Source organism: Pseudoclavibacter sp. Marseille-Q434 (genome assembly GCF_050315415.1).
In the GTDB taxonomy this organism is placed as follows: domain Bacteria; phylum Actinomycetota; class Actinomycetes; order Actinomycetales; family Microbacteriaceae; genus Pseudoclavibacter.
Genome location: NZ_JBNPQH010000003.1, coordinates 376,610 through 401,736, shown reverse-complemented (window position 1 = coordinate 401,736; position 25,127 = coordinate 376,610). Strand labels below are relative to the sequence as shown.

Genomic DNA, 25,127 nt, shown 5'->3' with positions numbered 1-25,127 from the left:
CGCGCACTCACCAGGGTCGGCCCCGCAGATCGACCGGGCCAGGCGGCCAGGCGTAGACGTCGCCCCGGAGCGGGTAGATGAGCACGGGTGCGCCGTGCTCGAGGATCGTCTCGGGAGTGCCGCTCGTCGAAGGCGTGCCACTCATCGCGGGAGTGCCGTCCGGCGTGGACATGCCGCTCGTCTCGGGAGTCGCGCTCGTCTCGGGAATGCCGCGTGGCGCAGCAGTTCCGCTCGGCGTTGGCGTGCCGTCCGGCGTGGGCGTGCGTCTCGTCGCGGGCGCGCGCGAGACGCTCTGCTCTGTCACGCGGATGCGGTGCCAGCCGGTGCGCTCGTAGAACGGGACGACCTCCTCTCGGCAACCGAGGTAGCCGTACTCAAGGTCCAGGTTGGCTCGCATGGCTGCTTGAGCGGCCGACATGGCCAGGTCGCCCAGCCCTCGGCCGCGAAATCGGGCGTCGACGAGGACTCCTCCCGTGCCCGCGACGACGGTGCTGGAATCGCCGACCGTGATCTCTCGGGGCTGAAATCCGACGTGCGCCACGACAGTCCCGGCCGCGTCGTGGACGATGGCGTGCATGGAAGCCGGCGCGTAGCCGTATGGGTGGTCGGGATCCCACGGCCCGTGCTCGTCGAGGTACTCGCGATCGAAGAGCGTCCGCAGGGCCGCGAGGTCGGCACGCGTGAGCGCCTCGTGGGCGACAACTCGTGGCGTGAAGGTCATCCCGTCAGCGTAAGTCGCGCGCGATTGCTGGGGCGCAGGAGCACCGAGATCGCCTGTCTTCCGAAGGAATCACTCTTGCCATCAGGGGATATCCGTGAGCGCGAATGATGTCGAAACTAGTTTCGATGTTCTTCCACAATCCCTGGTCAACCACTAGTTTCTGGTGCGGTCCAGTGCTAGGCTGGTGGTGATCTTGGGGGAGGTTATCGTGGCATCGCAGTTCGAGCAGGAGGCGCATCGCGAGTCGTCGACGGAGACGGCTGTGGTCGATGCGCTCCTGGAGGCGCGGTGTCAGTTGGCGGGGCTTCCGGATGCGGAGATCGTGGTCGCGTTGCGGGAGTTGGCGGCTCGTCGGCGTGTGTTGGATGCGGCGTTGGTGGAGGTCGCGGGCGAGTTGCTGCGGCGGGAGGATGAGTCGCCGCGGGCGGGGTCGGTGGCGCGGAAGTCGGGGTTTCGGAACCTGACGGCGATGGTGGAGCAGGTGCTCGCGGTGCGGCCGTTCGAGGCGAGCACGCTGGTGCGGGTGGCGGCGGCGACGCGGGAGCGGATGAGCGTGACGGGCGAGCCGATCCCGGCGAGGTATCCGGCCGTATCTCAGGCGGTCGGGTCGGCGGTCATGTCGATCGCGCAGGCGTCGGCGATCACGAAGGGCCTGGATCGCACCGGGAACCGCGTGGATGTCGACGAGCTCGAGCGGGCCGAGATGGAGCTGGTCGCGTCGGCGTGCGGGGTGAACCCGGAAGACGAGCAGCCGGCCGTGCCGAAGGTGCTGGAGGTGCAGGCCGCGACGTGGGTGTCCTACCTGGATCCCGACGGCGACGAGCCGCGGGCCGACAAGATCGCGGAAGAGCGCGGCCTGTGGATCTCCCGGCGCAGCGACGGCGCGGTCACCGGGAAGTTCGTGGCAACACCCGAGCAGGGCGAGCAGCTCTTATCGGTGTTCGACGCGCTGCTCTCGCCGCGGCGCAGGGTGGAGTTCCCGGCCGCGTCCGAGTGCGGCGAACCCCTCGCCCCAGCGCTCGGCGCCAACGAGCTCCCGCTGGACGACGACAACGCGCACACCGACAGCGACAACGACAACGTCAACGTCAACGTCAACGTCGAGGTTCCGCTGGTGGACCCGCGCTCGATCGAGCAGCAGCGCATCGACGCGCTCACGATGCTCGTCCGCGCCTACGCCGAATCCCCAGACGCGCCCCGAACCGGCGGCGAAGCGCCCACCGTCATCATCGTGACCACCAAAGCCGGCATCGCCGGAACCGCGACCCGTCCCGAGGACGTCCCGCACCTCGAGCGCACCGGGGAACCAGTCCCGCCGAGCGTCGCCGCGCAGCTGCTGTGCGACGGGTTCATCCGCGTCGCGACCCGCAGCAGCACCGGGGAGATCCTCGACCTCGGCCGCAAACAACGACTCTTCACCACCGCCCAACGACGAGCCATCGCGATCCGCGACCGGCAATGCCGGGCGCCCGGCTGCAGCGCACCCGTGCGCTGGTGCGAAGTGCACCACGCACAGCCCTGGAGCGAAGGCGGACCCACCGACGCGAAACACGGCATCCTGCTCTGCTCCTTCCACCACCACGAAGTGCACCGAGGACGACTCGTCCTCACCAACGGCAACAACGGGAGCAACGGACGCAACGGCAACAACAGCAGCAACAGTGGCAGCGGACGCTGGCGCGTCGTCCCCGCCCTCGGGCATCACGCCCCACGCAGAACCGCCCGCCGCGGCAGCTACACCACCAGCAGCGTCCCAACCGCACGCCCAGCAATCAACCGGAGACCCTGATCAACCGAAGACCCTGACGAACCGAAGACCCTGACCAGCCGATGACCTTGACCAACCGATGACTCTGATCAACCGATGACTCTGATCAACCGAGGACCTCAACCAGTCGAGGACCCTGACCAGCCGATGACCGCGTTCAACCGAAGACCTTGATCAACCGAGGACCCTGACCAGCCGATGACCGTGATCAAGCGAAGGCCGTGATCAACCGAGGACCCTGAAGCCTCCCGTGTGGCAGGCTCAGTCCTCCGCGGGCCTGGCGCGGAACATCGAAAGGTCGGCGCCGAAACGCGAAAGTGCCGCCGAGATCACGAAGACCAGGGCGGCACCGGTTGCTGTCCAACTCCGCTCAGAGGGAGCGGCGTGCAGCAGCGCGACTAGAGCTGCGGCTGACGAGTGTTGTAGCCGAAACGCGTAGGGCGCTGCGCATAACCGTCCTTGCGGACAGCGCGGACAGTCTCAGCGGCGAAGGCGACAACCGCCACAACCCCGATACCAATAACAAGAAGTTCCATGGGTCCACCTCCGTGATCTGCCGGCGGATGCCGGATATTGCAATCCAATCGCATCCGCCCGGGCGTGTCGCGGTCCACTCGGGGGTCAGTGGACTGGTCGCGCCGCATCAATCTGCGCCTCGAGCCACGCCTCGAGCCACTCCTCGAGGAAGACCGCAACCCCATCGTCAACGTTGCTCGGAATCACCGACTCGACCACCGCGAGCGCCTCGGCCCGCGCGTTCGCCACCGCGATCGGATGGCCGACCACCTCGAACGCCGGCAGATCGTTGTAGTTGTCGCCGAAGTAATACAGGTCCTCGGAACCAACCCCCAGCTGCTGCGCAACAGCAAGCAGGCCAGTGCCCTTCGAACAGTCCGCGTTCGCGATCTCCAAGTAGGTGTCCTTCGACCGGTAGCTCACAACACCGGAACGCGCACCAAGCGCCACCTCAAGCGCATCCACCAGCGCCGGAGCACCCATGCACATGATCTTGTGCGGAGGAGTCGCATCCACCTCCCCAGACGCGACGAACTCCAACGCCGAAGTCGCCTCCGGGTGCACCCACGTGTGCGTGCGCTCCCGCTCGGTCCACTCGTCCTCGTTCCAGGCGTACCAGTGCTCACCGGCGAAGAAACTCGCATGCAACCCGGACGCCTCGCAGTGATCGGCGACGAACCGCGCATCCGCGGGCGCGATCGGCACATCATGCTGCACCTCACCGCTCCCCGAGAGCACCAGCCCGCCGTTGTACGCCACCAAAGGCGACCCGATACCGCCGTACAGGCGCTCGAGCACCCTCATCGACTCGGGGGGCCTCGACGAACAGAGCACGAAGTGGTGGCCGGCGGCCCGAACCGCCGAGATCGCCTCGATCGTCCTGGACGAAAGAGTCCGCTGCGCGCTCAGCAAGGTGCCGTCGATGTCGCTGATGAAGAGAACCATGGACTACACCATCTCAGGAAGACGCGTATCCGCCATCGACCGGACGTCACGAACCGACAGCTGCGCCCACGCATCAGCAAGCATCCGAGTGCCCGCCTCCAGGTCAGCGATCGGCGCCGTGAACGGCACCCGCAGGAACCGCTCAAGGCTCCCATCGATCGAGAACTTCGGCCCAGCGACCAGCGCCAACCCGCGCGCCTCCGACAGCGACGTCATGGCGGAGCTCGCCGACTGAGCGAGATGCACCCACATCGACAAGCCACCATCAGGCAGCGGCACATGCCACTCCGGCAGATGCAAGCTCAGCGCCTCATGCAGTGCGTCCCGGTGGCGACGCATCTGCTCGCGGCGCCGCGGCAGCAGCTCGGGCAGGGCCCGCACGATCCGCTCCGCAAGAAGCTGCTCGATCTGCGGCGTCCCAAGATCACCCGCAGGGCGCGCCTGCACGAACCGGCGAATCAGCGCCGCATCGGCCCGGATCCAGCCGATGCGCAGGCCAGCCCAAGCGGCCTTGCTCAGCGACCCGACCGTCACGACCCCCGAACCGGAGAACGGAGACGCCCCCCGCGCGTGGCGCGCAAAGGGGCCGTCGTCCCACGGCCGGTCGATGGACAGGTCAGCGGTCGTCTCGTCCACGATCAGAATCGTGCCAGCCGCACGCGCCGCCTCCGTCACGCGCACGCGATCCTCGGGCCGCATCGACGCCCCCGTCGGATTATGGAAGTCCGGGATCAGGTACGCGAGCGCCGGACGCATGCGCTCGATCGTCTCGACCAGATGATCGATCTCCCACCCGCCCGTCGTGACCGGCGTCGCGATGAGCCGCGCGCCCGCCCGCCGCATCGCCTCGTAGGCGTGCGGATACGTGGGCGACTCCACGAGCACCACATCCGACCGCGTGAGCAGCGTGTGCGCCGTCAACGAGATCGCGTGCTGCGCACCCATCGTCACGATGATCTGGTCTGCCGTCGTCGGAAGACCCCGCGCCGTGTACCGGTCCGCGATCGCCGACCGCAGCGACAGCGTTCCCAGGAGGTCGAAACCCGGGGCAGCGAGCGCGAGCGGCATCGAGCTCGACGCGTCCGCGATGATCTCCGCGAGCCCCTCGACCGGTGGCGGCACCGCCCGCGCGAAGTCCACGCCGAAGTTCTCACCCTCCCCAGTCGGACGGTAGTCCTGCCGACCGAGCCGGGGGAGCGTCACGCGACTCCCGGACCCCTGGCGACTCAGCACGTGCCCGCTGTCACGCAGCGACTGATACGCGGCCACGATCGTCGTGCGGCTCCGGCCAGACTGCACGGCGAGCTCCCGCTCAGACGGCAGGCGAGTGCCGACGGGAATGCGCCCGTCGACGATCAGCAGGCGGATGCGCTCGGCCAGGGCCTCGTATGCCGCCGAATCGTCGCGCAGCTCACCCGCCAACGACAGCAGGGTGCGGGCAGAGATGCGAGAACCAGACGTTGACTCCATGGATCCAGTATGCGCGAAGTGGACCGCGACGGCCAGGCCAATACAGCGATTGGATGTGCCCAACAGCACGACTCGCGCACCATCACGGAGGTGGCCCATGGAACTCAGCCCGCTCATCGTCATCGCTCTCATCGTCGCCCTCATCGCTGCAGCCGGGGTGGCAGCCACCCTCGTCGTCATGATGCGGGACGGCTACCGGGCGCGCCCACTGCAGTCCAATTACGACTCGCGCCAGCCGCTCTAGTCAGCCCGCGCTCACGACCCGGCCGGCGCCCGGCCACGACCCACGCGCTCGAACCAGTTCACGACCGACGCCAACGACTCGGCCCTCGTGCCCCCGCCCGTGATGCGACGTCGCGACCAATACACTGGCCGCAAGCTGGGGGAGGCGGCATGGCAGGCGCAGAGCACGGACGGCGGCGAGTTGCGACCCTCGGCCGAGGGGTCGCAACCGCTCGAGCCCTGGTGGCTGCCGCCGTCATGGCGACCGGCCTCGTGGTCTCCACCGAGGTCTCGTCGTTCCTCTTCGGGGTCGACGCGACCGCCGCGAGCGGGTTCGGATCCCGAGTGCTCGTGGCGTGCTGCGTCACGCTCATCGTCGTCGGCGTCATCCTGCTCCTTCGGCGTCGGTGGGATCGCCGATCGCTCGCCGGCATCGGGCTCACGGGCCTCCGGGCCGACGCCTCCGGGTTCGCCCTCGGCCTCGGCACCCTCGTCGCCGCCGGCCTCGCCATGCTCCTGGCGCTCGAGGTCACCGGCGTCGTGAGCCTCATCGCCCTCGACCCCGTGCGACTCCTCGGGTTCCTCGCCACCAACACCGTCGTCGCGCTCCTCCTCGAAGCCGTCCCGGAGGAACTCGCGATCCGCGGCTACGCGCTCACGAACCTCCGCGATGCCTTCCCGCCCGCCCCGGCAGCCCTCCTCAACATCGCGACGTTCCTCGTCGTCCCGATTCTGGCCATCACGTTCCAAGGTGCCCTCGCGGCTGCTCGCGGGACGGGCGACGAGGTCCTGCTGGCGCCGGCGGGCGAGGACCCCATCGTCTACTACACGATGCTCGCCGCCTTCGGATACCTCCTGATCTGCGCGCGCGACGCCACCGCATCCGCCACCGTCTGGACGAGCGTCGGCGCCCACCTCGGGTGGCTCACCATGAACCGCCTCGTGCTCGGCGGCGAGAGCGTCCAGTACGAGATGGACGACCTCGGGATGCTGCTCTTCTTCGCCGGCTACGCGACCATCTCGGTCATCGCCTTCAGCTGGCTGCGACGACGCCACAGCGCTGCCAGGTGAGACGGCCGCCAGCAACGACGGCGCCACGCATGATGGCCGCCAGGTAGGGCAGCTGCCGGGTACGACGTCCGCGAGTCGCGCTGCTGGAAGCCCACAGGGCCGCGGTGAAGCAAGAGCCGCGGTGAGGCAGGGGCCGAGGTGCATCAGGGGTGGAGGTGAAGCAGGCCGTCGAGATGGCTCAGGGGCGCGAGCGCGAGCGCCGGCCGTGCGGGTGATCGTCTAGAAGAGGTTCACGAGCACGACGAAGGTTGCCGTCCCGAGCCCGACGCTGAGCAGCGTCCGGCGCCCGAACCCCAGGTGCACGCCGATCGTCACGGCAAGCGCAATCGCCGCCCACAAGGATGTGCGCGGCTCGACGGCGAAATCGCTGAAGGTGACCACCGCGAGGATCGCGAGGATCCCCGCGGGCATCCACACGGCAAGCCGCTGCACCGTCTTCGAATCGCGCAACGGCTTGAGCGCCGCGAACGGCACCGCGCGCAGCGCGAACGTGATACCACCGCAGACGGCGAGCGCCCCGACGAACCACCACACGTCAGACATCGCTCACCTGCGCCTCCCCGCGGTCGCGCCTCGCGGCCAACAGCGCGCGCACCGCGAGCGCCACGGCGAAGAGGATGAGCGCCGCGAAGAGCGGAGCGTCCGGCACGAAGAGCAGCCCCAGCGAGACGCTCAAACCGGCGATGAGCAGCGACGGCACATCCTCGCGGGAGCGGATCGCGTCAAGAGCCAGCACCGTGAAGAGCGCACACAGCGAGAACTCGAGGCCCTTGATCTCGCCGGGGAGGATGCTTGCCAGCGCCACGCCGGCCAGGCCCCCGCCGACCCAGTAGGCCTGGAGGGCGAGCTGCAGGGTGAGGAGGCGAGTCGCGGAGCGCTGCGCGGGAGGGATGGGTGTCACGATCGCGTAGGCCTCATCGGTCATCGCCCAGATCGAGTAGAGGCGGGCGAGGCGCCCGCGCACGAGGTGCAGCGGGAACGAGAACGCGTAGAACACGTGCCGGAAGTTGACGAAGAAGGTCGTGAGCGCCATCGTCGCGATCGGTGTTCCCGCCGCGATGAGGCCCACGAGCAGGAGCTCGATCGACCCCGCGTAGACGAACACCGACAGCGACGGCGCGACCCACCAGGGCAGCCCAGCCTGCATGACCAGCACCCCGAAGGCCACCCCGAGCGGCACCACGCCGAGGCCCGCCGCGAGCGAGTCGCGGAGTCCAGCTCGGATGCGCGCGCCGCGGGTCGATGGGGCCGCCAGGGTTGGGGCCAGTGTCGCGGTCAGGCTCGGATCCGGGCCCGCGGCGGTGTTCGCGCGCTCATTCCCTCCTGCTCCCGCGTTCGCGGCCCTGCCCGTGCCTGCGCGCATGCCCAGCGCACGCGCATCCCGAGGCCTCGTCGCGGCGGGCCTAGGAGGCGCGGCGTCGCGGGCTTCGGCGTCTGGGGTGGTCATGCGGAGATCTTGGCACGTCGGGCGCGCATGCCGAGAGCGAATTGGAGCCTTGCGGCGTCAGATTCGGCAATAATCAAGTGTGGACACCATCGATCGCGCAATCCTGCGCGAACTGCAAGAGAACGCCCGACTCACGAACGCCGAACTCGCGCAGCGCGTCGGGCTGACGCCGGCGCCCTGCCTGCGCCGCGTGCGGCGCCTGGAGGAGGACGGCGTACTGCTCGGCTATCACGCCGAGGTCAACCCGGACAAGGTGGGGCGGGCCTTCAAGGTGCTCATCGACGTCGACCTCACGAGTCAGGCGCACTCCACGGTGGAGGCGTTCGAGTCGCAGGCCGTCGAGCTCACCGAGGTGACCGAGGTGCGCCGCATGTTCGGCTCGCCTGACTACGCGTTCCGCGTCGAGGTGGCCGACCTCGAGAGCTTCGAGAAGCTGCTGCGCGAGAAGATCTGGCGGCTCCCCGGCGTCCACCGCGTCACCTCTCACTTCACGATGAAGGTGCTCAAGGGGTGAGCGCGGCGTCCCCGTCGCCCGCGCCACGACGCGAGCGGGCCTGGATCGCCGCGGCCCCCGCTGTCCTCATGATGGCCTGGGGCGGCAACCAGTTCACGCCGCTCCTGCTCCTCTACCGCAAGGTCGAGGGCTACTCGGCGCTGCAGGTCGACCTCTTCTTCGGCGCCTACATCCTGGGCCTCATTCCCGGCTTCCTCATCGCAGGCTCCCTCTCCGACCGCTTCGGCCGCAGGCCGGTCATGATCGCCTCGGTGACGCTGAGTGTCGTCGCCGCGGTTGTGCTCGCCCTCGGCAGCGCGAGCCCGACCGCGATGATGGTCGGGCGCCTCCTGTCCGGCGTCTCGGTGGCCTTCGCGATGGTCGTCGGCACGACCTGGATCCGCGAGCTCTCGAGCGGAACCGTGGCACCCGCCATCGCGGCGAGGCGCGCCTCGCTCACCATCACCGGCGGATTCCTCCTCGGCGCCGTCGTCGCCGGCCTCCTCGCGCAGTGGGCGCCCTGGCCCACCGTGACCCCGTACGTCGTGCAGCTCGCGCTCACGGCCGTCGCCGCCATCGCGCTCGCACGGGGAACCGAGACCGCCGGCCCGCAGTCCCTTCGATCGGGTGAGGAACGGCCGCCTCGACCGATCGTCGACGTGGCCATCGCGCCCGAGCACCGTCGTCGCTTCCTCACGGTCATCCTGCCGATGGCACCGTGGGTCTTCGCGGCTCCCGCGCTGGCGTTCGCCGTCTCGCCGGCCATCGTCGTCGAGCGGCTCGGGGGACTCGAGATAGCGTTCGCAGCCCTCCTCACGCTCGTCACGCTCACGGTCGGGTTCCTCATCCAGCCCAGCGTGCCGCGCATCGCCGCGCGCGTCGGCGGCGCCTCCGGCTCGGTCGGCCTCGGGCTCCTCGCCGTTGGGGCCCTCATCGTCGCCGCCAACGTCGCCGTCCAGTCTCCGCTGCTCGCGTGCGCGGCCGGCGTCCTCCTCGGTGGGGCGTACGGCATCTGCATGCTCACCGGCCTCGTGGAGGTGCAGGCGATGGCGGGGAGCCGCAACCTGGCGGGCCTCACCGGCCTGTACTACGCGCTCACCTACATCGGCTTCGCTCTCCCCGCCATCCTCTCCGCGCTGGCACCGACGTTCGGCATGACCTCCCTGCTCGTGACCGTCGCCGTCGTGGCGAGCGGATGCGCCGCCCTGGTCGCGTTCAGCGCGCGACGCACCCGGTGACGCGCGCCGCACTGAGCGCGCACGCACCTGCTGATCAGGGAACGTCAACGTTCGATCCCTAGCGTCGTCGGTACATTGCGCCGCGAACCGCCGCGTCGATGCCAGACCACGATCACCACGAACCACCGATCAGACGGAGGCGAACGATGACCGCACTCACCGACCCCAGAAACCGCTTCAGCGACTCCGGCTTCCCCGGCCAGGAGCAGCAGCAGCCCGGCCTCACCACCGAGACCACACCCGCCCCCGACCACGGGGAGAGCAGCTACACGGGCCACGGGCGGCTCAAAGGCCGCCGCGCCCTCATCACCGGTGGCGACTCCGGCATCGGCCGCGCCGTTGCCCTCGCCTACGCGCGAGAGGGTGCGAAAGTCGCCATCTCGTACCTGCCGGAAGAGGAGGCGGACGCGCAGGAGACCGCGCGCCTGATCAACGAGGCCGGCGAGACCGGGCTCCTGCTCCCTGGTGACCTCCGGAACGAGCAGTACTGCTCCGAGATCGTGCACGCGACGGTCGCCGCCTTCGGAGGCATCGACCTGCTTGTCCTCAACGCCGCCTACCAGCGCGACCGGACGAGCATCGGCGAGACGCCGACGGAGGAGATCCGTCGCGTCATCGAGACGAACCTCGAGGCGCCCATCTACACGCTTCGTGCCGCGGAAGAGCACCTGCCGCCGGGAGCATCCGTCATCTTCTCGTCGTCCGTGCAGGGCTACGAGCCGAGCGACGGCCTGTTCGACTACGCCATGACGAAGGCAGCCCTCGTGTCGCTCACCGAGTCGATGGCGAAGGAGTTCGGTCCGAAGGGCGTCCGCGTCAACGCCGTCGCCCCTGGCCCAATCTGGACGCCCCTCATCCCGGCCACGGGCTGGGACGAGGAGAAGCTCGCGAGCTTCGGCCAGGACACGCCCCTGGGGCGGGCCGGTCAGCCGGCTGAGCTGGCGGGCGCCTACGTCTACCTGGCCTCCGACGACGCCACCTACACGACCGGAGCGATCATCGCCGTCACGGGCGGCAAGAACCTCTGACGTCGACGGACGCCGAACAGGCGACCCGACCCGGATCGAAGCGAGAGGAGCGGATCATGCCCAAGAACTCGAACGCCGACGACCAGCCGAGCCTGAAGGACCAGGAGCTCTACGAGAAGCTGCGCGACGAGGGCAACTCGAAGGAGAAGGCCGCACGCATCTCGAACGCCGCCGCCAAGAAGGGGCGGAGTGAGGTCGGGAAGAAGGGCGGCGAATCCGGATCGTACGAGGACTGGACCGTCGCGGACCTCAAGCAGCGCGCGAAGGAGCTCGACCTCGCGGGCTATTCGGACAAGCGCAAGGACGAGCTCATCGAGATGCTCCGCGAGCACTGAGCGGACTTGCCTGCCCCGCTGGGGATGAGCTCACGAGAGCCCGTCCCGAGCGGGGCGGCGGCCGTCAGTCGAGTTCGAGCGTCTCGAAGGGCTGCAGGTCCACGAGCAGTGCACCTGCGCGCTCCGCCGACTCGCGGAGCCGAGTCGTCGCCAGCGACTTCCCGACCTTGGCGAGCAGCATCTCGTGCACGGGCAGCACCCGCTTGGGGCGCACCCGCTCGATGTAGTCCATCGACTCCGCGATGCGCATCCACGGTGCGTTCGCGCACACGGCCAGCACGTCGATGTCGATGCCCTCCGGCGCACTGTAGGCGTCGCCCCCGTAGTAGAGCGCGCCGTGCTCGACGAGCACGCCGACGTTCTCGATGCGGGGGATCGAACTGTGGATGATGGCATGCTCGCCGCCGAAGAACGCGAGATCGAAGCCTCCGACCAGCACCGATTCGCCAGCGGAGACGTCGATGACCTCTCCGATGTCCGGGAGATCGGCGGCGAGGATCTTCTCGGCGGCCGAGGGCGTCGTGAAGATCGGGGTCTTCGGGTTCCTGGCCAGGATGCGCGTCAGCTGCTCCGGAGTCCAGTGGTCGTCGTGCTCGTGCGTGATGACGATGGCGACCGTCCCCGCCGCCTCGGTGATCGGGGTCGTGAACTTGCCCGGATCTATGAAGAGCCGCGACCCGCTCTTCTCGATCGAAAGCGCGGCGTGCTCGAGCTTGGTGAGGCGCATGTTCCCCCTTGATGAGATGCGGCCTCCGTGGGACGCGCGACAATGCGACAACGCTAGCAACCCGCGTCTGGTCGGCCGCACAGGACCCGCGGAACGACGCGCGACGCGCCGTACCCGAAACCCGACTTGCATTGTCTTCGCGCCGTGTGCCAGAATATCCGAGTTGCCAAAACGGTCCCATCGTTTAGCGGCCTAGGACACCGCCCTCTCACGGCGGCAGCGCGGGTTCGAATCCCGCTGGGATCACCAACGAAAGCCCGGTTCGAGACATCTCGAACCGGGCTTTCTGCATGCGTGGCGAAGGTTCCAGCACCCGGGCCCGGTTGACGGACACCCTGCTCGGGGATACGTTGGAATGGTTCCTGTTCCCGACAGATTGGCAGGCCGGTGAGGATTCTCGACGCCCCCGCAACGCACACTGTGCGCTGACGACCGTCGAACCCACCTTCTGAGGCTTCCGGTGTCAGTGCGCGCACTGAACCACCAGGGAGCATCGTGTCTACGTCGACACCTCACACCATCACCCCACTCGCCTTCGAGCGCCTCAGCCTGAGCTGGCCCGACGGAACGCGGGCACTCGACTCGCTCACGGGCGCCTTCCCACCGGGGAGGACCGGCCTCGTAGGCCGCAACGGCAGCGGCAAATCGACCCTGCTTCGCCTCCTCGCAGGCACGCTCACGCCGAGCCGCGGGACGATCCGGGCGGATGCGGACGTCGCCTACCTGCCGCAGCAGCTGACCCTCCATACTGGCCTCCCCGTCACCGCCCTCTTGGGCGTCGAGAAGAAGATCGCGGCCCTGCGCGCCATCGAGGGCGGCTCCATCGACACGGCCGTGTACGACGTGCTCGGGGATGACTGGGACATCGAGCTGCGCGCCGAGGCAGAGCTGCGAAGCCTCGGTCTCGACGAGGCGATGCTGACCCGCACCGTCGGCAGCCTGTCCGGCGGCGAGGCCATGCTCGTGGCCGTCGCCGGTCTGCGCCTCGGCGGTGCGCCGATCGTGCTGCTCGACGAGCCCAGCAACAACCTCGATCGGAGGGCGCGCGACAGGCTCACCGAGCTCGTCGCATCGTGGCGTGGAACGCTCGTCATCGCCAGCCACGACGAGGAGCTGCTCGAGCACGTCGACCAGATCGCCGAGCTCCGGCGAGGGGAGCTCAGCCTGACCGGCGGCGGGTACAGCGCGTACCTCGAGCAGCTCGAACGCGAGCGAATGGCGGCCGCCCAGGCCCTCCGCTCAGCCGAGGGCACGCTCAGATCCGAGCAGCGCGACCGTCGAGAAGCGGAGGCGAAGATCGCAAGCAGCCTCCGAGCGGGGAAGAAGGCGCAGGCCAACAAGCGGGCGCCGAAGATCCTCATGAACGGGCAGAAGGCGCGCGCCCAGGTGTCCGCGGGCAAGCTCCGAGGGGAGCACGACGCGCGCCTCGCCGACGCTCGTGCCGCCGTGGACCGGGCGGAGGAGCGCGTGAGGGACGACGCGAGCATCCGCATCCAGCTGCCCGACCCCGACGTCGCGTCGTCGCGTCGGCTCGCGACCCTCGAGCTGCCGGATACCGCGGGCGAGCTGCGGCCGATCGTGATCATGGGGCCGGAGCGCATCGCCCTCACCGGTCCGAACGGCTCGGGCAAGACGACGATCCTCGAGGCGATCGCCACCTCGGCCGACGCGGGCGGCGCCGAGGGGGCTGCGCGCATCGGCACGCGCGGGGGAGCGTGGGTCACCGCGTCCACCAACCGTGTCGGATACCTGCGCCAGCGCCTCGACGGTCTGGACGACGGGGCGAGTGTGCTGGACAACGTGCAGCGGGCGGCGCCGGAGACCTCCGTGCAGGAGCTCAGAGCGCAGCTCGCTCGGTTCCTGCTGCGCGGGGCCGTCGTCGAACGGCCCGTGTCCTCGCTCTCCGGAGGCGAGCGCTTCCGGGTCTCGCTCGTTCGGCTCCTCCTCGCGACCCCCGCCTCCCAGCTCCTGCTGCTGGACGAGCCGACCAACAACCTCGACCGGGAATCGACCGCGCAGCTCGTCAGCGCGCTCGGCGACTACCGGGGAGCGCTCCTCGTCGTGAGCCACGACGAGCGGTTCCTCGGGAGGCTGGGGGTGACCAGACGACTCGGTCTCGACCCGGCAGGGAGCGTCATCGCAGAGGCGTGAGGCCGGGACGGGGTCGCGGCGGGTCTCGCAGCAGGGCCGCCGCAATGCCACAATGGATGCACGCGCGATCTACGCGTACAAGGTGTGCCTTCGGGGCAGGCCACCCGGGCAGAGTTCCAGAGGTGCTATTTGTGAATACTGAACTGGCTTCGTCGTACGCGCGCGCGGAGGAAGCCGTCGCGTTGCGCGTGAGTGCCGCCAGCGACGTCGGAAGTGTGCGCCAGGTCAACGAGGACTCCGTGCTCGCACGAATGCCCGTCTTCTTCGTCGCCGATGGCATGGGCGGTCACGCCTACGGCGACCGCGCGAGCCAGACCGTGGTCGCGACCTTCGACGAGGAGTTCCAGGTCGAGGAGCCCGCGACGCCGGATCGCGTGCTGCGCACCATTGACCGCGCGAACCGTGCGGTGCAGGACCTCGTGACCGAGGCCGACGGCCCCGGCGCCGTCGCGGGCACGACGCTCTCCGGCATCGCGCTCGTCGACCTCGCCGACCTCGGCGCAGAGCTGCTGCACTGGATGATCTTCAACGTCGGGGACTCGCGCGTGTACGGCTGGAACGGCCGCGCGCTCGTGCAGGTCACCGTCGACCACTCGGCCGTGCAGGAGATGGTCGCCATGGGGCTCATCTCGGCCGCCGACGCGCTCATCCACCCCGACCGCAACGTCATCACCCGCGCCGTCGGCTCCGAGAGCGACGTGGAGGCCGACATCTGGCTCATGCCGGTGCACGGCCACCAGGTGTTCCTCGTCTGCTCGGATGGGCTCACGAAGGAGCTCAGCGACGAGCAGATCTCGCAGGTCATGCTCGAGTACCACTCCGACCCGGAGCCCGAGCTGACGCTCGCCGAGACGCTCGTGCAGACGGCGGTCGAGGTCGGCGGACGCGACAACGTGAGCGTCGTCGTCATCGACTCCGAATACGCGAACGCCGACCAGGCGTCCGCGGTGCCCACCGTGACGACGGGGCCGATCGCGGCTCCGCCGGCCGACGACAGCTTCGAAGACACGACGCCGAGGTAACGATGACCGAGGCACCCCACGAGGCCACGGCACACGCTCCCGTGATCTTTCGTCAGCGCCGTCACGCGCTGCTGATCCCGCGTCCGCTCGCATCGTCGCAGCGCGCGGACCCGGCGCTCGACGCTGGCGACGCCCCTGACGCCCCGGGAGCCGTCGACGCGGCCCGCCTGGCGTTCACGGACGGCGCCCTCTCGTGCGACCGCGTCCTCGCGGCCCTGCTCGGCGGCGGCCCGCTCAGCGAGGTCGCCCCGTTCGTGTACCTGATCCGCGACGGGAACGGCCTGCGGGTCCTCGCGCGAGGGCCGCTGCGCGTCGTCGAGCTACCGAACTCGCCACGGGTCGGGATGCGCCCCGCCGTCATCAATGCGCGGGAGGCGCTCACCTGGGTCGAAGCCCTGCTCCCGGCCGCGCGCGGCGTCGAGGTCACCGTCGAAGACGACAGGCTCGGACGCGACGAGGTGCCGATCCAGCTGCTGTTCGCGGACCGCGACCACGAGGTCGCCGAGACATCAGTCCCGAACCTCGAGGCCGTGGAGACGACCGCCGACCCCGACCTCGACGGCACCGTGGGCCCGGGGGAGGCCGTGCAGGAGCATTCGCAGTCGCTCGAGGCGCAGCTCGAAGGGGCCCCACGCTCGCACACAGCGAAGGCGGAATCCGGCGAGGCGTTCCCAGAGGCGACGATTCTCGAGCTGCCCGTCGACCTCGAGCTTCCCTCAGATGACGAAGGACGTTCCCGCGACGAATCGGCCGCGCTCGACAAGCCTGCCTCCGAAAGCGAATCCGAGCCTGCAGTCGAAGGTGACGCGGCCGCCGACGGTGATGCAGCAGCCGAAGGCGCATCGGAGCCCGAGACGAGCGAGGACGCGGACCCCTCGAATCGCGACGCCCAGACGTTCCCCGTGCCGATCCTCGACGCGGAAGCGCAGGCCGACCTGATCGGCGAGCATGACGGCCGCACGATCCTGAGCGACGAAGCGAGCCGCATCCGCCAAGCCGCATCTGCGCGCCGCGCCGCGCGCCGAGAATCCCAGGACCACCCCGACCCGGCGGCGACCCAGCTCGGGTCGCTCCCGCCCCACCAAGTCGCCTCGGCAGACCGAAGCGGTCACCGCGAGCTCACCGACCGCCCCGAGCAGGGGGAGCACGACGGTCTCACGGTCGCCGGAGGATCGATCCAGGACCTCAGGCGCGACCGTGCCAGCCAGGTCGGGCTCGGCGACCTCGGTGAGACGGTGCTCGCGCAGGCGCTGTCGTTCGAGACGCACCCCGAAGGCGGCGGCGCGGCGTTCGCTGCGCCGTTCGCTGCGCCGGCCGCACCGCCGGCAGGGCCAGTCGCGGCCCCGGCCCCAGAGCCCGCAGCGCCGCGCGCGACAGCACCATCCGCCCCGCCGGCTGCGCCCACGCCTGCGACCGCGCATCCCACTGCGCCGAACGCGCCCGCCTACGTCGTCGAGCTGTCCACGGGCGGCACGGTCGGGCTCGCAGGTCCGCTTGTGCTCGGCAGGGCGCCGAGCATGGGGGCAGAGCAGACCGGGGGTGTCGAGCCCCAGCACGTCAGGCTCACCGGAGCGACCGACATCTCCCGCAACCACGTGCTGATGAGCGTCGAAGGTGGCGTCATCGTCGTCACCGACCTGCATTCGCGCAACGGCACCGACGTCGTCATGCCCGGCCGCGGCCCACAGCGGCTGCGAGCCGGCGAGCCGACAGCGGTCATGCCGAACACCGTCATCGACCTCGGCAGCGGCATCTTCCTGACCGTGCGCAACCTGTCCATGACGGCGAGCCACTGACGGTGGCCGGGCAGCGACGAACGCCAGCGGAGCCGCCCGAGATTCCTGGCTACCTCTACCGAAAGCACTTAGGTTCTGGCGGCTTCTCCGACGTCTTCCTCTACGAGCAGCAGTTCCCGCGAAGGCTCGTCGCGGTCAAGGTGCTGCTGGGCGGTGACGACCTCGGCGAGACGAGCAGGCAGGCGTTCATCGGCGAGGCCAACCTCATGGCGCAGATGTCGTCGCACCCCTACATCGTCACGATCTTCCAGGCCGACGTCGCGGGCGACGGCCGCCCCTACTTCGTGATGGAGTTCGCGTCGGGCCTCAGCCTCTCCGAACGCTACAAGCGAGAGCGGATCCCCGTCGAGGAAGTGCTGCGCACGGGGGTCCGCATCTCGAGCGCCGTCGCGACCGCACACGCCGTCGGCATCCTGCACCGCGACGTGAAGCCAGCGAACATCCTCACGAACGACTTCGGCTGGCCCGCGCTCACCGACTTCGGCATCTCCTCCGCGGTCGACGATGAACTCGCGGACGCCGGCGATCTCGTCGAGTCCGCCCCGGCAGGGGGAGGCGGGCTGTCGGTGCCCTGGTCCCCGCCGGAGATGTTCGAGGACGAACCGAAGCCCGACGTGCGCAGCGAGGTCTTCTCGCTCGGCGCGACCGTCTACTCGCTGGTCGCAGGGCACACCCCGTTCGAACGCCCGGGGCAGAAGAACTCGACGCTCGACCTCATCTCCCGCATCGAGCGCGGATCCATCTCACCCATCGACCGCGGGGACGTCCCCAGGTCGCTCGTGAGCGTGCTCCACAAGGCGATGGCCCGCAACCCCGCCCACCGCTACCAGAGCGCGGTCGAGTTCGCGTACGCGCTGCAGCGGGTCGAGCTCGAGCTGAACTACGCGCCGACCGCGATCGACGTGCCCAACATGACGATCTCCGCTCCCATCGCGACCGGGGGTGGGGATGCGGATGCGACGAGCCTGCGGCCCGTCTCGCTGGTCAACGCGCAGGTCCACGAAGGGGCCCGCGCGAGCAAGGCCGAGCTGACGTCCGCCCGCGCGGTCGTCCGAGTCGCCGCGCAGCAGTCGCCAGGTGGGTTCGCCGCGCGGTACGAGACGGCCAGCGGCCCACGGACCGGCAGGAGGCCCCGGGGCGCCGAGCACCCGGCCGCGCAGCCGAGCGATGACTCCGGCCCGACGACAGCCCGCCGCATCACGACACCGGGCCACGCATCCGTCGGTCCAGCGCCGATCGCGCCCTCATTCGGGGGCGCACCCGGAAGCCAGCAGATCGGTGACGCGCGCGTCGAGGCGACGATGGCCGACGACCTGGCCGGTGTCAGCGAGGCCAACGCGGCGGCCGCCAGGCGCAGGCCCTCGCGGAACGCGCTCGTCGGTCTCATCGCGGGCGGCCTCGTCGTCGTCATCGGCGTTGCCGCCGCCGCCGCGTGGATGCTCACCCCCGGGGACGAGGAGATCGGCCGCGCCACCGCCACCCCAGTGTCGATCGACGCTGGTGGCTTCCCTCCCGTGCTCGTCGCCCCCGTCGCCGTCCGCAGCCCAGACGGAGCCGTCACCTTCTCGTGGTCGAACCCCGACCCGCAGCCCGGCGACGTCTACTACTGGACCGTCGGAGAGAACGGCAAGGACGGTGCGACGACAAGTGAGACATGGGTCGTGATCCCGGGAGTACCGGAGGGCGCCCAGGCCTGCATCGAGGTGGAAGTGCGGCGCGGCGGGAAGGTCAGTCCGGAACCGCTCGATGTCTGCTACCCGCAATGAGCGCGCCGATCCGCCATGATGGACCCATGAGTGAAAGCAAGTACACCTCTGCGGTCGACGCGAGCGAGATCCCGGAAGAGGCCGTCGAGATCTCCGACAGCGACGAGCGAGTCGTCAGCGAGGTGCCGCCACTCGGACCGCTGCGCGTCGAGTTCGTGGGGGAATGGTACGAACTGGACCCGGCGGCGCCGTTCACGATCGGCCGCGACGCGGACCTCGTCATCGACGAGAACCCGTACCTGCACCGACAGTTCCTCGTGCTCCAGGCCGAGTTCGGCATGTGGTGGCTCTCCAACGTGGGCTCCGTGCTCTCGGCCACGGTCACCGACGACTCGGGCCAGGTGCAGTCCTGGCTGTCGCCCGGCGCGAAGCTGCCGGTCGTCTTCCAGCACATGCAGGTCATGTTCACGGCCGGCTCCACGACGTACGACTTCGCCATCCACTCGGCGTCGGACTTCTACAACACGTCCCACGTCAACATGTCCCCATCCGGCAACACGACGCAGGCCGTCATCCACCTCACCGAGACGCAGCGCGAGCTGATCCTCGCGCTGGCGGAGGACGTCCTGCGCAACTCCGTTCCGGGGCGCGGCGTCATCCCGAGCTCGGCGGATGCGGCCGCTCGCCTCGGCTGGACGCTCCCGACCTTCAACCGGAAGCTCGACAACGTGTGCGACAAGCTCGACAAGTTCGGCGTCTCTGGACTGCGGGGCGGGCGCAGCAAGCTCGCGTCCAACCGCCGCGCCCGCCTCGTCGAGTACGCCATCTCGACGCGTCTCGTGACTCCGGAGGACCTCGACATCCTCGACCGCCGCTGACACCGCCTGGCAGCCGCCAGAGTCGTCCGGGAGAGTCCCGCCGAGCGCCCGGCAGCCTCGCCGAGTTCCGAGGAGCATCGCCGACTCCCGAGGAGGAGGGGAGCCCGCGCGGTCGCGCCCGCGTCCGCTCCTCGTGCACAATGATGTCCGGTGCGCCTTGCGTGAGGCGCTGAGGATCTCTGCTGGGGGTGGGGAAGCATGCGCCGAACAGCGCCGAGGCCGAGGGGCCGCCGCCAGCTGGCGATGACGCTCGTCCTCGCCCTCCTCGTGGGAACCCCCCTGCTGTTCGCGCTCCTCCACGAGGGGTTCGCGGCCGCCGAGATCGAGGTGGAGAGCAGCGACGTCTGGGTCTCGAACAGCCAGGACCTCCGGGCGGGGCGCCTGAACGCGCAGATCCAGGAGCTCGACGCGAGCGTGAGCCTCGTCACCGCAGACGTGGGCATCCTGCAGGACGGTGACACCGTGTTCCTGCATGACCAGACGAGCGGCTCCCTCGGACGGGTCGACCCGGCGCTCACCGACCTGCGGGAGAGCATCCTGACGCCTGCCGGCAGTCGCAGCTCGTATGGGGGCGGTGTGATCGCGCTCCTCGACCCGGCAACCGGCAGGCTGTGGCTCATCGATGCCGCCCAGCCGCTCGCCTTCGACGCGGCGACCGCGGAGCCGGTCGCGGAGCTCGGTGCCCACGCGCAGGTCGTCGTCACGCCGCTCGGCACGGTGCTCGCGGTCTCGCCCGAGAAGCAGCAGATCCTGCGCATGGAGGGCCTCGGCGCCGAGCAGAGCTGGGAACCCCTCGCGGGTTCCCCCGGCGAGTATGAGCTGACCGCTGTCGGGGAGCAGCCGGTGGTCTTCGACCGCGAGGCTGGCTCGCTGCTGGTCGACGGCGAGGCCAGGCCGGTTCCTGAGACGGCGCTCCGCGTGCAGCTGCCAGGCGCGGCGGCCCCCGAGATCGTGTTCGCGACCGTCGACGGAGCCCTTCGGGTGCCCCTGGACGGCGGCGACCCGGTCAGCGTGCCCGCCGGCATCGACGGTTCCCTGGCCACGCCGGAGGGCACCGCGCGTCCCGCGGTGGTCGGCGGATGCACGCACGCGGCGTGGGCGCAGACCGCCACGACGATGGTCGCGTGCGGTGGCGGCGAGCCGCGCATCCAGTCGATGTCGACGCCGCCGCTCGGCGAGATCCTCTTCCGGGTCAACCGCAACGTCGTCGCCCTCAACGACGTCGCGACGGGCCAGGTGTGGCTGCCGCAGGAGAACATGCGGCTCGTCGAGAACTGGAACGAGCTCGTGCCGCCCGAGGACGCCGACGGCGTCGAGGGGGAGAACGAGGCGACCGAGGAGTCGTTCGAGGCGACACTCGCCGAGCGGGGCGAGGTGAACACGCCACCAGACCTGGTGGACGACGTCTTCGGCGTGCGCGCCGGATCCACGGGGTATCTGACGGTGCTCGACAACGACTCGGATGTCGACGGCGACATCCTCACGATCACCGGACTCGCGGGGGACGTGCCGGAGTCCTTCGGCGAGCTGCGCCTCATCGACGATGGGCGCGCCCTCCAGTTCCGTGCCGCAGACGGGGCCTCCGGCGAGCAGACGCTCACCTACACGGCGACCGACGGCAGGCAGGGCGGCGTCGCCGAGGCGCGGCTCACGATCCGGATCCAGCCCGCGGATGCCGAGAACCAGGCGCCCACGACGAACAGGACCAGCACGGTCGCCGTCGAGGCCGGCCAGAAGATCTCCTACAACGTCATCCCCGACTGGATCGACCCGGACGGCGACCCCATCTTCTTGCAGGGGGCGACGGCACCGGTCGGCGACGCCGTCGGCTTCACACCAGACGGCCGCATCACCTTCACGGCGGCCAGTGCGGAGCTGGGGGAGCGCGTCGTGCCCTATCTCGTCTCGGACGGCTCCTCGCAGGCCGCCGGCGAGCTGCGCATCCGCGTCGAGGCGCCAGGCACACTCGGCCCGATCGGGACGCCCGACTACGCGAGGGGCGTGCTCGGCGAGACCGTGACCGCGCAGCCGCTCGTCAACGACCTCTCGCCGAACGGGCAGGCCCTCGGCCTCGTCGAGATCGCGGAGCTCGGCACGGCGACCGGAGGGGCCAGCTTCAACCCCGACCTCGGCACGGTGACCTTCACCTCCGAGACCGCGATGACCGCCTACGTGCAGTACACCGTCACGGCCGGGGCCGCCACCTCGGTCGGGATCATCCGCTTCGACGTCGAGGACCCCGCGGCGGAGCCCACGCAGGTGACCGCCGTCCGCGACCTCGCCTACCTGCGCCCTGGCCAGTCGAACGCCGTCGACGTGCTGGGCAACGACGTGTCCACGGGCACGGGTGTGCTCTCCGTGCAGAGCGTCGAGACGACGGATGAGGCGCGGATCGCGGGACTCGCCGTCGAACTCATCGACAACACGATCGTCCGCCTCTCCTCGCAGGCGGCGATCCAGCAGGCCATCGAGCTGCCGTACACGATCACCGACGGGGCGGCGACGTCCGTCGGCTACATCGTCGTCGTCCCGGTCGAGCCAGCCGTCACACACGAGCCCCCCGTCGCCGTCGACGACACCAGGCGGGTGCGGGCCGGCGACTACACGAGCGTCTCCGTGCTCGAGAACGACTCGCACCCGGACGAGGCGCAGATGTCGCTCGCGCCGGAGCTCAACAACGTGCAGGTCGGCGACGGCTACACGTTCGTCTCCGGCGACGACGTCCGCCTCCAGGCGCCGAGCGAGCCGGGCACCTACTCGCTCGGGTACACCGTCGTCGACGAGCACGGCGAGCAGGCCGGCGCGAACCTCACCTTCCAGGTGACGGCCCCAGACGAGTCGAGCAACCGGCCGCCGGAGCCAGGCATCGACACCGCCAGGGTCTTCGAGGGCGCCAGCGTGCGCATCGAGGTGCCCCTGAACGGCATCGACCCGGACGGCGACTCCGTCGAGCTCACGCAGCTCGTCGACGTCCCCAAGCTCGGCTCGGTGCGGGAAGTCACACAGACCTCCTTCATCTACGAGGCCTTCGCGGGCGCCTCCGGAACGGACGTGCTGCGCTACGAGGTCGTCGACGGCTACGGCCAGCGAGCCGAGGGCACCATCAAGGTGGGCGTCGTCGCCCGCCCCACCGCCACGGCGCCACCAGTCGCCGTCGATGACACCGTGCGCGCCAAGCCCGGCTCGCGCATCGCGGTCCCCGCGCTGCAGAACGACTCCGACCCGAACGGCTACCCGCTCGAGCTCGTTCCGGAGCTCGTCGGGGTCGACGCGAGCCTCGACGCCGAGGTCGACGGCGACTCCGTCATCGTCACGGTCCCGAGCGACGGCGAGTTCGTCTCCGTGCCCTACACGATCACCAACGGCCAGGGAGGTCAGGACGCCGCGTTCATCCACATCACGATCAGCGCGGACGCCCCGACCCTCCCGCCGACCGCGACCGACCACGTCGTCCGCCTCGACGACTTCGGCGGCGCGGAGACGCTGAGCGTCAACGTGCGCGACGGCGAGCTCGCTCACCCGCCCGCCTGGGTTCGTCGCGCCGTCGACCTCGTGGGGGCCGGGGCCGGGGCGGCGCAGGTCGAAGAGGACGGACGCGTGACGGTGACGATCAGCGACGTCAGGCAGATCATCGTCTACCGGCTGACAGCAGCGGACACAGGGCTCACGGCGGCCGGATTCCTCATGGTCCCCGCCCTCATCACCGAGGAGTCGAAGCGGCAGTCGCCGTTCCTCATCCCCGACCTCCCCGCGCAGAAGGTCAAGGTCGGCGAGTCGATCTCGTGGAACGTCAACGACCTCGTCCGGGCGCCCTCCGGCAACCGCGTCGTGATCATCAACCCGGAGGAGGCGTGGGCCGAGCAGGCAGACGGCAGCCCCATCGTGCAGAGCGACACCGAGCTCAGGTTCACGCCGAAGCCAGGGTTCCGCGGGCCCGCATCCATCACCTTCCAGGTGTCGGATGCGGACGGCGACAACGACCCGAACGCCGGCATCGCGACCATCCGGGTGCCGATCGCCGTCGGCGACCCCGACTTCTTTGACGTGGCCCCGACATTCGTCGCCCCGCAGCTCACCATCGAGCAGGGCACGGAGCAGAGCTTCGACCTGAGCACCGCCACCGGGCACCCCAACAAGGACGTCGTGCCCCAGGTGCAGTTCTCGAAGCTCACGGGCGGAGCAGGAGACCTCACGGCGTCCCTCGACGGCAGCACCGTCAAGGTCGGGGCCGGCGTCACCACGAAGGTCGGCACGGTCGCGAAGTACACGGTCACGTACACGTTCCGCGAGTTCGTGCAGACGGGCACCGTCACCGTCACGGTCGTCTCGACCTCGAAGCCGCTGCCGCGCGCCGTGCCGGACGAGCAGCTCGCCCGACGCAACGAGCCCGTCACCATGAACGTCACCGCCAACGACTTCAACCCGTTCCCCGAGTCGCCCCTCAAGCTCCTCGCCGCGAGCGACGTGTCTGGCGGTGCCGAGAAGGCTGCCGTGTCAATCGTGGACGGGCAGCTGCGGATCGTCCCGGCCACGAACTTCATCGGCACGATCACGGTCAGCTACCGCATCGGCGACCAGACCGGCGACCCCCTCCGCGAGACGACCGGCCTGGCCACCGTCGAGGTGCAGGACGTGCCAGGCATCCCCACGTCGGTGACGCTCGAGAAGGGCAGCGCGCTCGGCACGCTCGTCGTGGGCTGGTCGAGCGCCATCTCCAACGGCTCCGAGATCACCGGATACGAGGTGACGCTCACCGGGGGAAACAGCCCCATCGTGCGCAACGTCGATGGGTCGGTGTTCAGCGTCACGTTCACGGGCGAGGACGGGCTCAAGGTCGGCGTCCAGTACTCGGCCACGGTGCGCGCGACGAACGCGCTCGGAATCGGAAACCCCTCGGAGCCCTCTGGAACCGACAAGCCGATCAACCTGCCGACGGCGCCCCAGTCGGTGAGCGTCCCTGACCGCCTGACCGCTCCGGGCGAGACGACCGGCACGCTCACCGCCGAGTGGTCCGCGCCCAGCAGCGACGGGGGCGGGCTCACCGGCTACGACGTGAGCGTGCAGATCGGCACGGCCACCCCAGCGGTCACCAGCGTCCCCCCGACCCAACTCAGTCTCGACATCACCGGCATCACCGTGCCGAAGTACGGATCGACCCCTGTCCGCGTCGTCGTCACCGCGAAGAACACTGCCGGAACGGCCACCTCCGCGAACCCCGCCATCGGCAACCTGCGCTACACGCCGCTCTACAAGGTCGCGGTCACGGGCGGCAAGGCCGTGCCCGGACAACCGGATGAGGTGAAGAGCTTCATCATCAAGGGCGAGGACTTCTCGGATGTCGACTCCTACACGGTCAAGTGCTACAGCAACGGCAAGCAGGGCGCCGACAAGTCGGTCGGAGAGCAGTCGAACGTGAGCGGCACCGCACTCAAGGCGGAGGGCGGCGTCGTCGTCCCGGACTGCAAGGGCAGCCTCGGCGGGTACTGGGTGGAGATCTTCCAGGACGGCGTCTTCGTCGTCAAGAGCGACGTGCTCGAGAAGTGGTAGCCCGAATGTCGGTGGCCGAGCAGACAATGACCAGAACCGGCGCGCA

The 25,127-nt window shown here is 69.8% G+C and carries 19 protein-coding genes and 1 tRNA gene; 14 read left to right on the top strand and 6 right to left on the bottom strand.

What is annotated here, in order from left to right; genetic code table 11:
* Positions 1-7: 7 nt before the first annotated feature.
* Positions 8-721, bottom strand: a complete 714-nt coding sequence (locus ACQFZP_RS14065; RefSeq protein ID WP_211891726.1) for a GNAT family N-acetyltransferase — start codon at positions 719-721, stop codon at positions 8-10.
* 208 nt (positions 722-929) lie between these two features.
* Here ACQFZP_RS14065 and ACQFZP_RS14060 point away from each other — a divergent pair, with 208 nt between their 5' ends.
* Entirely contained in the window at positions 930-2,510 is a 1,581-nt protein-coding gene (locus ACQFZP_RS14060; protein ID WP_211891725.1) for an HNH endonuclease signature motif containing protein, read from the top strand.
* A 600-nt stretch (positions 2,511-3,110) separates the two neighbouring features.
* On the opposite strand, the gene ACQFZP_RS14055 is transcribed toward ACQFZP_RS14060, so the two are convergent.
* Positions 3,111-3,950 (bottom strand): Cof-type HAD-IIB family hydrolase, encoded by an 840-nt coding sequence (locus ACQFZP_RS14055; protein WP_211891724.1) that lies wholly within the window; start codon positions 3,948-3,950, stop codon positions 3,111-3,113.
* 3 nt (positions 3,951-3,953) lie between these two features.
* Positions 3,954-5,420 carry a PLP-dependent aminotransferase family protein gene (locus ACQFZP_RS14050; protein WP_249312504.1) on the bottom strand — a complete coding sequence of 489 codons (1,467 nt, stop codon included), beginning with the start codon at positions 5,418-5,420 and terminating at the stop codon, positions 3,954-3,956.
* A gap of 97 nt (positions 5,421-5,517) precedes the next feature.
* Between ACQFZP_RS14050 and ACQFZP_RS14045 the strand changes: the two genes are divergently transcribed.
* Both ACQFZP_RS14045 and ACQFZP_RS14040 read left to right on the top strand, forming a co-directional pair.
* The gene (locus tag ACQFZP_RS14045; protein WP_179557363.1) at positions 5,518-5,664 is read left to right on the top strand and encodes a hypothetical protein; all 147 of its coding nucleotides are present in this window, start codon (positions 5,518-5,520) and stop codon (positions 5,662-5,664) included.
* Between the two features lie 149 nt (positions 5,665-5,813).
* On the top strand, positions 5,814-6,713 hold the full coding sequence (locus ACQFZP_RS14040) for a CPBP family glutamic-type intramembrane protease (protein ID WP_211891723.1): 900 nt from the start codon (positions 5,814-5,816) through the stop codon (positions 6,711-6,713).
* Between the two features lie 219 nt (positions 6,714-6,932).
* On the opposite strand, the gene ACQFZP_RS14035 is transcribed toward ACQFZP_RS14040, so the two are convergent.
* Entirely contained in the window at positions 6,933-7,256 is a 324-nt protein-coding gene (locus ACQFZP_RS14035) for a branched-chain amino acid transporter permease (protein ID WP_104311245.1), read from the bottom strand.
* Positions 7,249-8,160, bottom strand: a complete 912-nt coding sequence (locus ACQFZP_RS14030; protein ID WP_249312503.1) for an AzlC family ABC transporter permease — start codon at positions 8,158-8,160, stop codon at positions 7,249-7,251. The genes ACQFZP_RS14035 and ACQFZP_RS14030 overlap by 8 nt, the downstream gene beginning before the upstream one ends.
* A gap of 79 nt (positions 8,161-8,239) precedes the next feature.
* Between ACQFZP_RS14030 and ACQFZP_RS14025 the strand changes: the two genes are divergently transcribed.
* The 4 genes from ACQFZP_RS14025 (at position 8,240) to ACQFZP_RS14010 (ending at position 11,254) form a co-directional block, all read left to right on the top strand.
* Complete coding sequence (locus tag ACQFZP_RS14025; RefSeq protein ID WP_211891722.1) at positions 8,240-8,674, top strand: Lrp/AsnC family transcriptional regulator; 435 nt, start codon at positions 8,240-8,242, stop codon at positions 8,672-8,674.
* Positions 8,671-9,891, top strand: coding sequence for an MFS transporter (locus ACQFZP_RS14020; RefSeq protein ID WP_211891721.1), 1,221 nt, complete (start codon positions 8,671-8,673; stop codon positions 9,889-9,891). The genes ACQFZP_RS14025 and ACQFZP_RS14020 overlap by 4 nt, the downstream gene beginning before the upstream one ends.
* Before the next feature lie 146 nt (positions 9,892-10,037).
* Positions 10,038-10,919 (top strand): SDR family oxidoreductase, encoded by an 882-nt coding sequence (locus tag ACQFZP_RS14015; RefSeq protein ID WP_104311249.1) that lies wholly within the window; start codon positions 10,038-10,040, stop codon positions 10,917-10,919.
* A gap of 56 nt (positions 10,920-10,975) precedes the next feature.
* Positions 10,976-11,254, top strand: coding sequence for a DUF7218 family protein (locus tag ACQFZP_RS14010; RefSeq protein WP_211891720.1), 279 nt, complete (start codon positions 10,976-10,978; stop codon positions 11,252-11,254).
* A 64-nt stretch (positions 11,255-11,318) separates the two neighbouring features.
* On the opposite strand, the gene ACQFZP_RS14005 is transcribed toward ACQFZP_RS14010, so the two are convergent.
* Positions 11,319-11,981: an MBL fold metallo-hydrolase gene (locus ACQFZP_RS14005; protein WP_104311251.1), complete on the bottom strand. Its 663-nt coding sequence runs from the start codon at positions 11,979-11,981 to the stop codon at positions 11,319-11,321.
* Between the two features lie 173 nt (positions 11,982-12,154).
* Between ACQFZP_RS14005 and ACQFZP_RS14000 the strand changes: the two genes are divergently transcribed.
* The 7 genes from ACQFZP_RS14000 (at position 12,155) to ACQFZP_RS13970 (ending at position 25,081) form a co-directional block, all read left to right on the top strand.
* Positions 12,155-12,230 (top strand) — tRNA-Glu (locus tag ACQFZP_RS14000).
* 246 nt (positions 12,231-12,476) lie between these two features.
* Positions 12,477-14,132, top strand: coding sequence for an ABC-F family ATP-binding cassette domain-containing protein (locus ACQFZP_RS13995; RefSeq protein WP_211891719.1), 1,656 nt, complete (start codon positions 12,477-12,479; stop codon positions 14,130-14,132).
* Positions 14,133-14,263: 131 nt separating this feature from the next.
* Complete coding sequence (locus tag ACQFZP_RS13990) at positions 14,264-15,154, top strand: PP2C family protein-serine/threonine phosphatase (protein ID WP_307852864.1); 891 nt, start codon at positions 14,264-14,266, stop codon at positions 15,152-15,154.
* Positions 15,155-15,156: 2 nt separating this feature from the next.
* Positions 15,157-16,950 carry an FHA domain-containing protein gene (locus tag ACQFZP_RS13985; protein ID WP_211891718.1) on the top strand — a complete coding sequence of 598 codons (1,794 nt, stop codon included), beginning with the start codon at positions 15,157-15,159 and terminating at the stop codon, positions 16,948-16,950.
* A 2-nt stretch (positions 16,951-16,952) separates the two neighbouring features.
* Entirely contained in the window at positions 16,953-18,716 is a 1,764-nt protein-coding gene (locus tag ACQFZP_RS13980) for a serine/threonine-protein kinase (protein ID WP_211891717.1), read from the top strand.
* Positions 18,717-18,742: 26 nt separating this feature from the next.
* The gene (locus tag ACQFZP_RS13975) at positions 18,743-19,534 is read left to right on the top strand and encodes a hypothetical protein (RefSeq protein ID WP_249312502.1); all 792 of its coding nucleotides are present in this window, start codon (positions 18,743-18,745) and stop codon (positions 19,532-19,534) included.
* A gap of 198 nt (positions 19,535-19,732) precedes the next feature.
* Positions 19,733-25,081, top strand: coding sequence for an Ig-like domain-containing protein (locus tag ACQFZP_RS13970; RefSeq protein WP_211891716.1), 5,349 nt, complete (start codon positions 19,733-19,735; stop codon positions 25,079-25,081).
* Positions 25,082-25,127: the final 46 nt, after the last annotated feature.

Coding starts and splice junctions, on each gene's coding strand:
- ACQFZP_RS14065 (WP_211891726.1), bottom strand. CDS start 721: ATGACCTTCACGCCACGAGTTGTCGCCCACGAGGCGCTCACGCGTGCC.
- ACQFZP_RS14055 (WP_211891724.1), bottom strand. CDS start 3,950: ATGGTTCTCTTCATCAGCGACATCGACGGCACCTTGCTGAGCGCGCAG.
- ACQFZP_RS14050 (WP_249312504.1), bottom strand. CDS start 5,420: ATGGAGTCAACGTCTGGTTCTCGCATCTCTGCCCGCACCCTGCTGTCG.
- ACQFZP_RS14045 (WP_179557363.1), top strand. CDS start 5,518: ATGGAACTCAGCCCGCTCATCGTCATCGCTCTCATCGTCGCCCTCATC.
- ACQFZP_RS14040 (WP_211891723.1), top strand. CDS start 5,814: ATGGCAGGCGCAGAGCACGGACGGCGGCGAGTTGCGACCCTCGGCCGA.
- ACQFZP_RS14035 (WP_104311245.1), bottom strand. CDS start 7,256: ATGTCTGACGTGTGGTGGTTCGTCGGGGCGCTCGCCGTCTGCGGTGGT.
- ACQFZP_RS14030 (WP_249312503.1), bottom strand. CDS start 8,160: ATGACCACCCCAGACGCCGAAGCCCGCGACGCCGCGCCTCCTAGGCCC.
- ACQFZP_RS14015 (WP_104311249.1), top strand. CDS start 10,038: ATGACCGCACTCACCGACCCCAGAAACCGCTTCAGCGACTCCGGCTTC.
- ACQFZP_RS14010 (WP_211891720.1), top strand. CDS start 10,976: ATGCCCAAGAACTCGAACGCCGACGACCAGCCGAGCCTGAAGGACCAG.
- ACQFZP_RS14005 (WP_104311251.1), bottom strand. CDS start 11,981: ATGCGCCTCACCAAGCTCGAGCACGCCGCGCTTTCGATCGAGAAGAGC.
- ACQFZP_RS13985 (WP_211891718.1), top strand. CDS start 15,157: ATGACCGAGGCACCCCACGAGGCCACGGCACACGCTCCCGTGATCTTT.
- ACQFZP_RS13975 (WP_249312502.1), top strand. CDS start 18,743: ATGAGTGAAAGCAAGTACACCTCTGCGGTCGACGCGAGCGAGATCCCG.
- ACQFZP_RS13970 (WP_211891716.1), top strand. CDS start 19,733: ATGCGCCGAACAGCGCCGAGGCCGAGGGGCCGCCGCCAGCTGGCGATG.